Here is a 14,794-nt window from a genome sequence, read left to right on the forward strand (position 1 = left end):
GATGTTTTTGCGAAAGGATTGCTGGCAGCGGCCGATATCCTGGAACACTCAGATTATAAAAAATTAAGAACAGACCGCTATGCTTCTTTTGACAACGGAAACGGGAAGGCATTTGAAGAAGGGGCTCTTACTTTGGAGGACCTTCAGAGAATAGCACATGAAATCGGGGAACCTCAGCCAAAAAGCGGAAAACAGGAATTGTTTGAGGCTATTGTGAATATGTACATTTAAAAAAAGTAAAAAGGCTGCTAAACACTAAGGAATTTTTTCCATCGACTGACACTACGTACGGGCAGCCTTTTTATTTCAACCCTAATTTTTAAAAATAATAATTATGAACCGATTTTATTTTGCTAAAACCAATAAGGCGGCCCTCTTCTTTGCCATGGCCTTATTACCTTCCGCAATGGCGTATGCTCAGGTAAAGAGAGATACGGCTGCGAAAGAGAAAAAAATAGAGGAAGTAATTGTCATCGGATATGGTACCCAACGGAAAGAAGCGGTAACAGGATCAGTAGTACAGGTAAAGGGTGATGCCTTACGAGAAGTGCCCTCTGCCAATATTACGCAGGCATTACAAGGCAGAGCTGCTGGTGTTGATATTACGCAGACTTCTACAAAGCCAGGAGCTTCAATGCAGATCAGGATTCGTGGTGTGAGGTCTTTAAGTGGTGATAATGATCCTTTGGTAGTATTAGATGGTGTACCTTTTGCCGGATCTCTTGGTGATATCAGTTCTTCCGATATTAAAAGTATAGACATCTTAAAAGATGCATCCGCAACGGCCATTTATGGTTCAAGAGGAGCAAATGGTGTTATTATAGTAACAACGAACAGAGGAAGTAAAGGCCAAAAGGCAAGATTTAGTTATAATTCTTTTACGGGAGTACAGACTTTGTTTTCAAAATATCCGATGATGGATGGACCTACTTTCGCAAGGCTAAGAGCTTATGCCATTCCTGCCGGAAGTACAACTCCTTTATATAATACAAATGGCGATGAAAGTCTTACTACTAATACGGATTGGCAGGATCTGTATTATAAACCTGCCATGATCACCAGCCATGATATAGGTGTTTCAGGAGGTACAGAAGGCGGTAACTATAATGTGGGATTATCTTATTTCAAACAAGATGCATTAATTCCTTTGCAAAATTATGAAAGGTTTGCATTGAGAATGGCTGTGGATCAGCAATTGGGTAAAAGATTAAAAGTCGGCTTCACTACCAACACCAATTATGTGGAATCTGAAGCTAACGGACTAAACCCAGGAGCAGTATTAGGCTATTCTCCGTTAGCAAATCCGTATAATCCAGACGGAAGCTTAAAATCTATTATGACTACTGCCGGAGGTATTGATCAAACATGGATCTATACAAGGCAAAGAATAGAAAGTTTAGGAGACAAGTACGTTGATGAATCAAAAGCTTTTTCTTCCTATAATAATATGTATGGAGAGCTGACTTTACCTTTAAATGGTCTTAAGTATAAACTAAACATCGGTTTGGATTACCGCACTTCAAACAGTGGAAACTATGCAGGAGTTGGAGTTTTTAATACCAACCCTGCTGGACCTTCCAACGCAGGAAGAGGAAATAATCAGACTTACCACTGGTTAATCGAAAACTTGTTAACTTATGACCGCACTTTCGGTAAGCATAAAATTAATGCAGTTGGATTGTATTCTGCTGAAAATAACAGGTATATTAGTACTTATATGAGTGCACGTAATGTGCCTGCTGATTTTTTTCAGTATTATAATTTGGGTCAGTCGCCACAGGCAGATATTTTGGTACAGCCGGGAGATCAGCAATATACACAGTTTGGTCTTTTATCAGCAATGGGAAGGGCAATGTATACGTATGACAACAAGTACATGTTAACTGCAACCATACGTGCTGACGGATCATCGAGGCTGGCACCGGGTAACAAATGGCATACTTATCCTGCATTATCATTAGGATGGAATGTAACCAATGAATCATTTATGCAGAATGTTAAAGCCATCAATCTGCTAAAATTAAGAGCGGGTTGGGGACAGACATCCAATCAGGCTGTCACTCCATATTCCACTTTAGGTAGGTTAGGTGTTACTCCATATAATTTTGGCACTACCAATACTACAGGAGTATACGTTACAGAAGCTCCAAATCCTAATTTGAGCTGGGAATTTTCCAGAACTCAGAATTACGGAATCGACTTTGGTTTATTTAACAATAGATTGAACGGTAGTGTAGAGTATTATAAAACCAACACAGTTAAACTATTAACGTCAAAAATATTACCAATATCTTCAGGCTTAAACAGAGTTACAGAAAACGTTGCTGAAACAGAGAATAAGGGATTTGAAGTAGCATTGAACGGAGTGATTTTCAGTAATCCGGATGGTTTCTCTTGGGATGCCGGGGTCAATTTTTATACCAATAGAAATCAAATTCTTTCACTGGCTTCAGGAACAACCCGAGATGAAGGAAACAACTGGTTTGTTGGTCATAACATAAACGCTATTTATGATTATCAGTATATAGGCTTATGGCAGGCAGGAGATCCTTATCAGAATATTCTGGAACCTGGAACTGCAGCTGATGTAGTAGGATCAATTAAAGTACTATATACAGGAGGATATAACGCAGATGGTACTCCTGTAAGAGCAATTAATGCCTCAGACAGGCAGATCTTTGATACCACTCCAAAATTTCAGGGCGGTTTCAATATGAGATTTGCATACAAGAATTTTGATCTGAGTACAGTGGGAGCTTTTCAGCATGGCGGAATTCTTATCAGTTCGTTATATGGATCGGCAAGTTATCTGAACCGATTGACCGGTAGAGGAAACAACGTGGATGTGGATTATTGGACTGAGGAGAATACAGGAGCTTATTTCCCAAGACCCGGAAGGCATTTAAGTGGAGACAACCCGAAATATTCTTCAACTTTAGCAATGTTTGACGCTTCTTACGTAAAACTTCGGACTATAACATTAGGATATAATTTTGATAAGGCATTAATGGATAATCTCAAGATCACTTCAATGAGGATTTACTGTACAGTAACCAACCCAGTAGTATTATTCTCGCCGTATCACAAATTCTCCGGCATGGATCCTGAACCTAATTCATTAGGAAATCAAAATCAGGCAGTTAGTGGATATCAGTCACGTCAGTTAATCATTGGAACGAATAATCCTTCCAGCAGAAATTATCTATTAGGCATAAACTTAACTTTTTAAAATACAGAGTCATGATAAAATTAAATAAAAAACTGATCATTGGAGCTGTTTTTCTATCCTTGACATTTACTGGTTGTAATGAAATTTTGGACGAGCAGCCAAGATCACTTTATACAGTAGATTATATGAATACTGCAGATGGTATAAATGCAAGTCTTCCATCAATGTATAGACACTTAAGGCTTCTGTATGGTAACGGATATTTCATGAGCAACTGCCAGAATGGTACGGATGAATCGACGTTTGCTCAGAGTGCTGACGGAAATTTCAGGGAGCTTGATATGTCCGGTAACGGAAATATTAATCCCGCTACATTTCCAACAAGTATGGTTTGGAGCGCTGCTTTCCCCAACATTAATACGGCAAATGCGGTTATACAAAGAGGACCGGCATTTAATGTTTCAGAAGCTTTGATTTCAGAGGCCAGATTTTTCAGAGCCTTTGACTATTTTATGTTAGTACAGACTTATGGTGGAGTTCCATTGAATCTGGGTTCGGGTGAACTTATGTTCAACACGGATCCTGTGACTACTTCTGAAAGAAATACTGTCCCTGAAGTATATACTAGAGCCATTATTCCAGATCTTAAAAAGGCTATTGATAATCTTCCTACAAATCCACGTGTAACCGGAGGTTTAACGAAGAACGTTGCTCGATTGTTTTTAGCGAAAGCATATCTTACTTATGGATGGTGGCTGCAGAATCCAAATAATATTCCTACGTATCCTGAAACACCGCGTACTGATCCAGATGGTCATAACGCTCAGTTTTACTTCCAGCAGGCTTATGATCTTGCGATGGCAGGAATTACAAATCCTGGACCTTATGGATTACAGCCAACTTATTATGATGTAAACGTCGGATCCAACGACCGGAATAATGAATGTATGCTCTATGCAGACCATACACAGTCAAGTACTTTCTATAATGAGAGTGATCCTGTAGGATTCGGATCTGGATGGGCACCTGATAATTTTGCAGCCTGGATGCAGACCTGGAATTATACAGCTATAAGAACAAGTACTTCCGCAACTTCGTATACTAATACAGTAAGCTCGGTACAACGTGAAGCTGCACAGTCTCTAGGCCGCCCTTGGGTACGTATGGCTCCACCTATCGGAGTGATTAAAAATACCTTCGCTGATAAAACCAATGATTCAAGATACGATGGTACTTTTGTAACAACATACAGAGGAAACTGGAATAAAGGAGGGGTTACAAATGCTGTTTTATACAATGCAAATAATTTGCCTGTATCACCGGGCGGAGCTATTTTATCTTTCCTGAATGATGATACTCAGACCCCTGCCTATCCTTCGGGAGCCGGGCAGAACGGAGTAGGAGCCGGAAGTTTACCAGGAAGAGCAGATTGGGTAATTGCACCCAATGGAATCAGCAGGATTGTATATCCGGGATTATGGAAAATTGGAACATACCGTACCGATGATCCGAACGGCTTGGGCTATCCGAATGCCGGTCTTACACGCCCTTTTAATGTAGCTAAATTTTCAGAATTTTATTTCATTGCAGCAGAAGCCGCAGTAAAAGGAGCCTCTGGAACCATGAGTGCAAGAGATCTGATTAATGTAATCCGTGCAAGAGCTGGAAAATGGAAATTCAATAATGCCCAGAATACAGCATATGTTGCAGATAACAGTGCTGCAATGATTGCAGCAACACCGGCAACAATTACAATCGACTATATCCTTGCCGAAAGATCCAGGGAATATTACGGAGAATTCTACAGGTGGTATGATTTAGTTCGTACACAGAAATGGGTAGACTATTCTGCTACTTACCAAATTGGAGGCTCATCCTATGGAAACCATACTCCTCAGACCGTGAACAGAACGATACAACCTTTCCATTATTTACGGCCGATTCCTCAAGGACAGTTAGATGCTATGCAGGTTCCAGCGGATGTTAAGGCCAAATACCAGAACCCTGGCTATTAATTAAACACATTACATTCATATCAGGACAAAGTAGGTGTCTCAGACACCTGCTTTGTTTTAATGATAAAAACTTTAGAGACGACGATTATGGAAAAAACATGGAGATGGTTTGGTAAAAAAGATAAAATACAGCTGAATATGCTGCGGCAGATCGGGGTGGAGGGCATTGTATCCGCGCTTCACGACGTACCGAACGGTCAGGTATGGCCACTGGATGCCATTCAGGAATATAAACAGTATATAGAAAGTCACGGTCTTCGCTGGTCCGTCGTGGAAAGCCTTCCCGTAAGCGAAGCGATCAAGTACGCAGGGGAAGACCGGGACTCTTTAATAGAAAACTATATTCAGAGTCTGGAAAATCTGGGAAAAGCCGGAGTAACTACCGTTTGCTACAACTTTATGCCGGTGCTGGACTGGGCAAGGACCGATCTCTTCCATGAATGGGAAGACGGTTCTTCATCGCTGTATTTCGACAAGGCCAGATTCGCCTATTTTGAAATCCATATCCTGAAAAGGGAAGGGGCTGAAAACGATTATTCCCCGGAAATCCTGCAGAAAGCAGAAGAGCTGAAAAATACCCTTACCGAAGAAGACAACAATGACCTGATTGATTCCGTGATCGTAAAAACACAGGGGTTCGTCAACGGAAACATTAAAGAAGGCGAGCTGAACCCGGTAGAGAAATTCAATAACCTGCTGGCTTTATACAAAGGAATAGACAAAGATAAACTCCGGGAAAACATGAAGTATTTCCTCGGGAAAATAATGCCGGTCTGTGAAGAATGGAACATCCAGATGTGCGTTCATCCGGACGATCCGCCGTATTCATTGTTAGGCCTCCCAAGGATCGTAACCAATGAAGAGGATATTGAATGGTTCCTGAAGGCAGTGGATAATCCTCACAACGGACTTACCTTCTGTGCAGGATCCTTAAGTGCCAATCTGCAGAATGACGTTCCGGCACTGGCTCAGAAATTTGCCCACCGTACCAAATTCGTCCATCTCAGAAGCACCAATGTTTTCGAGAACGGAGATTTTATCGAAGCCCATCATCTGGGCGGGCGCGGAAGGCTTATCGACGTAGTGCGTGTCTTTGAAAAAGAGAATCCTGAACTTCCGATGAGAATTGACCATGGAAGGCTTTTGACCGATGATATCGATAAAGGATACAATCCGGGCTATTCCTTCTTAGGCAGGATGCTGGCCCTGGGGCAGATCGAAGGCGTAATGGCTGCCGTACGGAACGGAATGGCCAAAAACCTTTAGCAAGAACAGTGTTTTTAAGAATTTAACAGAAGCAGACAGGGATAAACAAACCTGTGAAAATCATTCATCAATCATCATTTATCAATCATAAACAATGAACGACCTATTCAGCATAAAGGATAAAGTGGCTGTCATCACCGGAGCTTCCGGTGTTTTGGGAGGCAGTCTGGCAAAAAGCTTCATCGAAGCCGGGGCCAGAGTAGTGGCATTAGGAAGAAATCAGGAAACCCTGGACAGCCGGGTAGCGGAACTGACAGTGAATGGAGGGGAAGCCTTTGCCGTTGAAGCCAATGTCATGAACGTTGAAAGCCTTGAAAAAGCAGCGGAAAGAATCACTGAAAAATACGGAAGTATCGATATCCTCCTGAATATTGCCGGCGGGAATATCCCTTCTGCAACCCTGTCTCCGGATCAGTCGTTTTTCGATATGAACATGGAAGGCTGGAATGAAGTGACCGACCTGAACATCAACGGGACCGTTTATCCAAGCTATGTCTTCGGGAAAGTGATGGCGCAGCAGGGAAGCGGAAGCATCGTGAATGTTTCTTCCATGGCAGCGTATTCGGCTATTACAAGGGTAGCCGGTTATTCGGCGGCCAAATCCGCAATTACGAATTTTACGCAATGGCTGGCTTCAGACGTTGCCCTGAAATTCGGCGACAAAATCCGGGTGAACGCCGTAGCACCGGGGTTCTTTATCGGCGATCAGAACCGTGCCATTCTGCTGAACCCTGACGGCTCATTAACCGACAGGAGCAAAAAAGTGATTGCAAAAACACCGATGGCCCGTTTCGGCGATGTAGAAGAGCTCAACGGAGCCGTACAGTTCCTGTGTTCGGATGCCGCGAGTTTCATTACCGGCGCCCTGCTGCCTGTTGACGGAGGCTTCAGCGCTTTCAGCGGCGTTTAATAAAAAAGTTAATCTTCTTCATATTTAGATGACAGGATCTTAAGCATCTTAAGGTCCTGTTTTTAAAAACAGATCGTTAAAGATCATTTAAAAATTTACCTCACAGGATCATGACTCAGTCTTATCAGAATAAAGAAGTTTTCGGGGAATCGTTTCTGCTGGAATCGGCAAAGGCGGAAAATCTGTATTTCGGATATGTGAAGGACCTGCCGGTGATTGATTACCACAATCACCTGGAACCGGATATCATTGCCGAAAATAAAAACTTCCGGTCGCCGGCTGCCATCTGGCTGGATGGCGACCATTACAAATGGCGGGCAATGCGGAATTTCGGGATTGAAGAAAGATTCATTTCCGGAAATGCAACCGATGAAGAAAAATTCAGTAAATGGGCGGAAGTGGTTCCTTACACGCTCCGGAACCCTTTATTTCACTGGACCCACCTTGAACTCAAAAACCCTTTCGGGATCACAGACTACCTCTCCGGGAAAAACTCGGCAGAAGTATATTCGAAAATGAACGATGCCCTTCAGTCGGACCCGTTCCGTCCGCAGCAATTGCTTCAGCATTTTAAAGTAGAAGCCCTGTGTACTACAGACGATCCGTCAGACAGCCTGGAATTCCACCGGGCCCTCAAGGCATCGGGTTTCACAACCGGTGTATTCCCGGCATTCAGGCCGGATGCTTATATTGCTTTTACGGATGCAGACGCTTACCGTAAAAACATTCAGAAACTGGAAACTGCCAGCGGGCTGACCATCCGGTCGGCTTCTGATCTTCTCGAAGCCTTACAGTCAAGGATCCATTATTTCCACGATAACGGAGCCCGCATTTCAGACCATGGCTTTGAGTTTTTCCCTGATACGGAGCAATGGAACACGGGTATGGACCATGAATTTACGGAGTTCCTGAACGGCAGCCGCAAAACATTTACCTATACTGAGGCATTATCCGGTTACCTTTTGAAGGAACTTTGCCGGATGTATGCGGCCAAGGGCTGGGTACAGCAGTTCCATATAGGAGCTACGCGGAACAACAATTCAAGGATGTTACAGGGAATCGGAATAAATACAGGATACGATGCCATCGGCGAATCCTATTTTGCCCAGCGTATGAGCGTGATGTTTGATGAACTGAATACGCGTGACCAACTGGCAAAAACCATTATCTATACGCTTAATCCTACCCTGAATGAAGTGCTGGCCACTATGGCCGGAAACTTTAATGAAGAAGGAATAAAAGGAAAAGTACAGTTCGGGGCAGCCTGGTGGTTCCTGGATCAGCTCGATGGCATGGAAAAACAGATGAATGCTGTTTCCAACTTAGGCCTGATCAGCACTTTCATAGGAATGCTGACGGACTCACGAAGCTTCTTGTCCTTCTCAAGACATGAGTATTTCAGGAGGCTGCTGTGCAATATGTTCGGCTCCGAAATGGAAAGGGGTCTGCTTCCCAATGATGAAGAATGGGTGGGGAAAATCATCCGGGATATCTGTTATTACAATACCAAAAACTATTTCCCTTTCCCCTGTTAAGGCTATCCCTGTTAAGGTTAAAAACCTTAACAGGGATTGAAATAAATCTAATGAAAGAAGTTATCGCGCAGGAGCCTGTAGGCCAGGCTCCTGCCAATAACGAAAGTAAAAAGTTAATTGAAAAGAACAGTTTTTACGGTGCATAAACCGGGAAGGCTGATAAAAATAAGAACGATGGATTCAGGAAAAATACTATGTTTCGGGGAACTGCTTCTCCACTTCGCTCCGGATGCCGGGGGAAACTGGCTTGGCGAACAGTCTCTGAAGATCTTTGTGGGCGGTGCCGAGTACAATGTGGCTTCGGCACTGGCCCAGTGGAACCATCCGGTAAAGCTGCTGTCGGCATTGCCTGAAAACTTTGTCGGGAAACAGCTGGAAGCTCAGCTTCAGCGAAAAAAAATAGAAATCCTGGCTGAAAAAAGCACAGGCCGGATCGGAACATTTTACCTGTCTTCCGATGGCGATATGCAGCATGCCCAGGTCATCTACGACCGTTCTCCTTCCGTATTTACAGCATCGGAATTTTCATCATTCAGCCCGGATGAGGTATTCAGGGATGTCCGGTGGCTGCACATCAGCACCATCACACCGGCACTGAGTGAGAAAGCTTATCTCAAATGCCTGGAACTGATGAAAGAAGCGGCTGCCAGGAACATCAGCGTTTCCCTGGATCTCAATTACCGTGCTGCGCTCTGGCAGGACCGCAATCCCTCAGAAAGAATTCTCCGGCTCATGCCTTATGTGAATGTGCTGATGGGTAATATCTGGTCCATCCAGCAGTTTCTGGAAATTCCCGTCACTTTTGAGCTGGACGGAACTTTCGATGATAAAAACCTGCTGAAACAGGCCGGGCAGTCGGCACGTGAAATACAGAAAGCTTATCCGGATGTAAAGATGGTAGCCAACACCTTCCGTTTTACCCAAGGGGAAGAAGTGAATTATTATGCCACCCTGTATACGGACCGCGAGCTTCTGGTATCCGGATCGTATCATTCGGAAAAAGTAAAAGAAAGGGTCGGCAGCGGCGATTCTTTTATGGCGGCACTGATCCACGGAATCATCAAAGGCAATCCTGCACAGCAGATTTTGGAAGATGCTACAAAAGTCGCTTTCCGGAAGCTCTTCGTGGAAGGCGATACCATTAACGAAACCATCAATATCGAACAATTATGAGCCATTCAGTAATTCAGCAGATCAAAAACCAGAAAATCGTTCCGTTATTTTACCATGAGTCTTTTGAAACCTCAAAAAATAGGGTAAAAGCGCTTTATGAAGGCGGGATCCGGGTTATAGAATATACCAACCGGGGTATTCAGGCACTTGAAAATTTCACTCAGCTGAAAGAGATTTCAACGGTTGAATTTCCGGAACTTCTTTTGGGGATCGGAACCGTAAAAAATACAGAAGAACTTGACAGATATGCTGATGCCAATGCGGATTTCATCATCACACCGGTCATCAGTGAGGACCTGGTGAATCATGCGATAAAGAAAAATGTGCTGCTGATTCCGGGCTGCTTCACGCCTTCTGATGTCAACATTGCTTTTCAGAAAGGACTGATGATGGTAAAAATATTTCCGGCCGATGCACTGGGGAAAAATTATATTAAATCCATCAGGCCGGTATTTCCGGGAATGAACTTTATGCCGACCGGCGGGGTACATGCGGACGCTGATGATATCAGCGGATGGCTGAAAGGCGGTGCCGTTGCAGTAGGATTGGGAAGCGCTCTGATCGGGGAAGATCAGACTGCGGAACAGCTTACGGAAAAAGTAAAGGATTTGTTACATCAACTTAACGACAATTAAATGCAGGCTCCAAAAAACCAAAATATCCGGTGGTTCATGCTGTCCCTGGTCTTCCTAGCCACCACCATCAATTACCTGGACCGCCAGGTGATGGGACTGCTGAAGCCCGTTCTTGAAAAAGAATTCAGCTGGGATGAAAAAGATTACAGTTATATTGTCATGGCTTTTACTGCTACCTATGCAGTCGGTTATCTGGCAATGGGCAGGTTTATCGACAGGGTGGGAACCAAGATCGGGTATGCGGTTTCACTGATTGTATGGAGTCTTGCTTCCATCGGACACGGTTTTGTGAAAAGCACTGTCGGGTTTTTAGTGGCCAGAAGTGCATTGGGAATCAGTGAGGCCGGAAATTTCCCGGCAGCCATCAAATCCGTCGCCGAATGGTTCCCGAAAAAAGAGCGGGCGCTGGCAACCGGAATTTTCAATTCCGGAGCTACCGTGGGCGCTATTCTTGCGCCGCTTCTGGTACCGTTCATCTTAGGCCATTACGGCTGGAGGCAGACTTTTGTCTGGATCGGTGCCCTGGGACTGCTGTGGATTATCCTCTGGTGGAGATTCTACAGGATACCGGAAAAAACAAGAAACCTGAGTCCTGAAGAACTGCAGTACATCAAAAGCGACCAGGACGGAAAGACCGAGGAACAGTCAAAAGTTCCCCTGTCCGAAATCCTGAAATACAGAGTGACCTGGTCTTTTGCCATCGGAAAAATCATGACCGATCCCATCTGGTACTTCTTTATGTTCTGGCTGCCGGCCTATTTTGCCGATGTATTTAAAATGGACCTGACAAAACCTTCCGTTCCACTGATCATTATATACAGCGGGACGACCATTGGGAGCATCGGAGGCGGATACCTTTCCTCCATGCTGATCAGAAAAGGCTGGGACATCAAAAAAGCAAGAAGCCTTACCATGCTTCTGTTTGCCCTGATGGTTGTGCCGGTAATGTTCTCAAAATATGTTGACAATATGTGGCTGATTACCATTATTATTGCTTTTGCTACTGCAGCGCACCAGGGCTGGGGAGCCAACCTGATGACTACGGTAGGTGATAAACTGCCTAATAATTATGTTAGTTCCGTAATCGGTTTCGGAGGAATGCTGGGTTCAGCTGCCGGAATTATTTTCCCGTTATTCATCGGGATCGTGCTGGATACCTTCAAAAAAGCCGGCAACATCAATGGCGGATACAACATTATCTTCTTTATCGCCGGGGTCTCCTACGTGGCAGCCTGGGGAATCATCCGGCTGATCAACCGGAAGAAAGAGTGACGGCAGGAATGGGATCATGATCGTGCGGTCACAGCCATAAACGATATGGCAGGAGCAAAAACACAAGTGAGAAAGAATAATTTTCAGGGAATAACAACAGTAAAACTGAATATTTAAAGTAATGAATTTTACACCTTGCCTTTTCACCTTCTGTCTATTCATAAGCGTATTTTCCCCTGCCCAGAAAGGAGGGAAAAACAAGCTTTGGTATGACAAGCCTGCCAAGCAGTGGGTGGAAGCATTGCCTGTCGGAAACGGAAGGCTTGCGGCAATGGTTTATGGCGATCCCTCCAAAGAAAAGCTTCAGCTCAATGAAAGCACTTTCTGGTCCGGCGGTCCTTCCCGGAATGATAACCCGGACGGGCCGAAAGTTCTGGATTCTATCCGGTATTATTTATTCAACGGAAATTACAAGCGGGCACAGATTCTTTCAGACCAGGGACTAACGGCAAAAAGCCTTCACGGTTCAGCTTATCAGAATATCGGCGATCTTACCCTTGATTTTAATGACTTTAAAGAGGTTAAAAATTATTACCGGGAATTAGATATCGAAAAAGCTGTTGCCACCACAATATTTACTTCAAACGGAATTACATTTAAAAGAGAAGTTTTCGCGTCCGTTCCGGATCATGTTATGGTTATTAAACTGAGTTCAGACCGAAAAAAAGCACTCAACTTTACGGCTCACTTCAATGGTGAACTTAAAAAGAACGTGAAGGCCATTGATGCCAATACTTTACAGATGGATGGTTTATCATCTACATTGGATGGTGTTCAGGGTCGAGTGAAATTCAATGCACTGGCAAAATTCATCAACAAAGGCGGAAAAACGCAGGCTTCAGGAAACGGAATTTCAGTAACTGATGCAGATGAAGTATTGGTCCTCATTTCGATCGCCACCAATTTTACAGATTACAAAACCTTACAGGCAGACGAAGTTTCAAAAAGTAAAAAATACATCGAAGCCGCACAAAATAAATCTTTTACAAGCTTATTTAAAAATCACCTGGCGTCCTATCAGAAATATTTCAAAAGAGTAGATTTCAATGTAGGCACTTCGGAAGCAGCAAAAAATCCGACCGATATCAGGGTTAAAAATTTTGCAACCACCAACGATCCGGAGCTCATTTCATTATATTACCAATTCGGACGCTATCTTTTAATTTCCTCGTCACAGCCGGGCGGTCAGCCTGCCAATCTCCAGGGTATCTGGAACAATTCCAACAAACCGGCCTGGGACAGCAAATACACCATCAACATCAACACGGAAATGAATTACTGGCCGGCGGAAAAAACCAGTCTGCCGGAAATGCATGAACCGCTGATTAGGATGGTCAAAGACCTAAGTGAATCCGGAAAAGAAACCGCAAAATTAATGTACAACAGCCCTGGCTGGGTCGCTCACCACAACACCGATATCTGGAGAATCACCGGGGTGGTAGACTTTGCCAATGCCGGCATGTGGCCGATGGGCGGAGCCTGGCTTTCCCAGCACCTGTGGGACAAATACCTGTACAGCGGGGATCTGAATTACCTCAGATCGGTCTATCCGGTTCTGAAATCTGCCGCTCAATTCTATGAAGATTTTCTGATAGAAGAACCTACGCACCATTGGCTGGTTGTGAGCCCATCGATGTCTCCTGAAAATATTCCGCAGGGACATCAGGGCAGTGCTTTAGCCGCAGGCAACACCATGGATAACCAGTTGATGTTTGATCTGTTCACCAAAACTAAAAAAGCAGCAGAAATTCTTAATCTCGACTCAGATAAAATTCCGGTTTGGAATACCATCATTTCAAAATTACCGCTGATGCAGATCGGAAGATACGGACAACTGCAGGAATGGATGGGCGATTGGGATAACCCGGCAGACAACCACAGGCATGTGTCGCATCTGTATGGTTTGTTTCCTTCCAACCAGATCAATCCCTTCACCGCACCGGAACTGACAGACGCAGCCAAAACAGTTCTCCTTCATCGAGGCGATGTTTCCACAGGCTGGTCGATGGGCTGGAAAGTCAATCTCTGGGCCAAATTGCTGGATGGAAACCATGCCAATAAATTAATCAAAGACCAACTGACCCTGGTAGAAAAAGACGGCTGGGGAAGCAAAGGCGGAACCTACCCGAATCTGTTCGATGCCCATCCGCCGTTCCAGATCGACGGAAACTTCGGCTGTACCTCGGGAATCACCGAAATGCTGCTGCAGACGCAGAACGGTTTCATCGACATTCTTCCGGCACTTCCCGACGAATGGAAAAACGGCGACATCTCCGGACTGAAAACCTATGGCGGATTTGAAGTGAGCATCGTCTGGGAAAATCATAAAACTAAAGAAATTACCATACAATCAGCATTAGGGGGAAATTGCAGAATCAGGATTCCGGACGAAATGGAATTAAAAGGAAAAACAAAACTTAAAAAAGCGGAAGGCAAAAATCCGAACCCCTTTTTTGAAACGCCGGAAATAAAAACACCGTTGATCTCAAAAGATGCAAAACTGAATCCTGTTGAAATGAAAAACCAGGAGATTTATGATTTCCCGACGGAAGCCGGAAAAATTTATAAATTAAAAATGAAATAACCAATAGGAACGGGCTTTAGATCATTCACAAAAGATAAATGCAGGAATTAGCTCTAGCTAAATTTAAAATGATAATAATCGAAGTCCCAAAGGGACGGCTTAATATAGAATAGGATAAAATCCTATTAAATATAACAGAAAAAAAATTAAGAAATTTACATATGAAAAAGAGACCCATGAATCCGAATTTTTTAAAGAACAAATTCACCCTGCTGACGGCAGCAGCGTTCTTAAG

9 protein-coding genes and 1 pseudogene are annotated in these 14,794 nt (G+C 43.9%); all 10 read left to right on the top strand.

Translation table 11 applies throughout. The features are described from left to right. Positions 1 to 231, top strand: a pseudogene (locus QZ735_RS00910) (xylose isomerase); the annotation flags it as partial. 103 nt (positions 232 to 334) lie between these two features. Continuing rightward, on the top strand, positions 335 to 3,229 hold the full coding sequence (locus tag QZ735_RS00915; protein WP_294243331.1) for a SusC/RagA family TonB-linked outer membrane protein: 2,895 nt from the start codon (positions 335 to 337) through the stop codon (positions 3,227 to 3,229). A gap of 11 nt (positions 3,230 to 3,240) precedes the next feature. Beyond that, positions 3,241 to 5,184 carry a RagB/SusD family nutrient uptake outer membrane protein gene (locus QZ735_RS00920; RefSeq protein ID WP_294243333.1) on the top strand — a complete coding sequence of 648 codons (1,944 nt, stop codon included), beginning with the start codon at positions 3,241 to 3,243 and terminating at the stop codon, positions 5,182 to 5,184. Positions 5,185 to 5,244: 60 nt separating this feature from the next. Next, positions 5,245 to 6,450 (top strand): mannonate dehydratase, encoded by a 1,206-nt coding sequence (uxuA, locus tag QZ735_RS00925; RefSeq protein ID WP_294243334.1) that lies wholly within the window; start codon positions 5,245 to 5,247, stop codon positions 6,448 to 6,450. A 94-nt stretch (positions 6,451 to 6,544) separates the two neighbouring features. After that, the gene (locus QZ735_RS00930; protein ID WP_294243335.1) at positions 6,545 to 7,360 is read left to right on the top strand and encodes an SDR family oxidoreductase; all 816 of its coding nucleotides are present in this window, start codon (positions 6,545 to 6,547) and stop codon (positions 7,358 to 7,360) included. A gap of 110 nt (positions 7,361 to 7,470) precedes the next feature. Continuing rightward, the gene (gene uxaC / locus QZ735_RS00935; protein ID WP_294243336.1) at positions 7,471 to 8,895 is read left to right on the top strand and encodes a glucuronate isomerase; all 1,425 of its coding nucleotides are present in this window, start codon (positions 7,471 to 7,473) and stop codon (positions 8,893 to 8,895) included. A 174-nt stretch (positions 8,896 to 9,069) separates the two neighbouring features. Next, positions 9,070 to 10,068 (top strand): sugar kinase, encoded by a 999-nt coding sequence (locus QZ735_RS00940; protein ID WP_294243337.1) that lies wholly within the window; start codon positions 9,070 to 9,072, stop codon positions 10,066 to 10,068. Then, positions 10,065 to 10,703: a bifunctional 4-hydroxy-2-oxoglutarate aldolase/2-dehydro-3-deoxy-phosphogluconate aldolase gene (locus QZ735_RS00945; RefSeq protein ID WP_294243341.1), complete on the top strand. Its 639-nt coding sequence runs from the start codon at positions 10,065 to 10,067 to the stop codon at positions 10,701 to 10,703. Before QZ735_RS00940 ends, QZ735_RS00945 begins: the two co-directional genes overlap by 4 nt. Continuing rightward, entirely contained in the window at positions 10,704 to 11,975 is a 1,272-nt protein-coding gene (locus QZ735_RS00950) for an MFS transporter (protein ID WP_294243343.1), read from the top strand. Between the two features lie 121 nt (positions 11,976 to 12,096). After that, the gene (locus QZ735_RS00955; RefSeq protein WP_294243345.1) at positions 12,097 to 14,559 is read left to right on the top strand and encodes a glycoside hydrolase family 95 protein; all 2,463 of its coding nucleotides are present in this window, start codon (positions 12,097 to 12,099) and stop codon (positions 14,557 to 14,559) included. Positions 14,560 to 14,794: the final 235 nt, after the last annotated feature.

The organism is uncultured Chryseobacterium sp., from assembly GCF_913776365.1.
GTDB lineage: Bacteria > Bacteroidota > Bacteroidia > Flavobacteriales > Weeksellaceae > Chryseobacterium.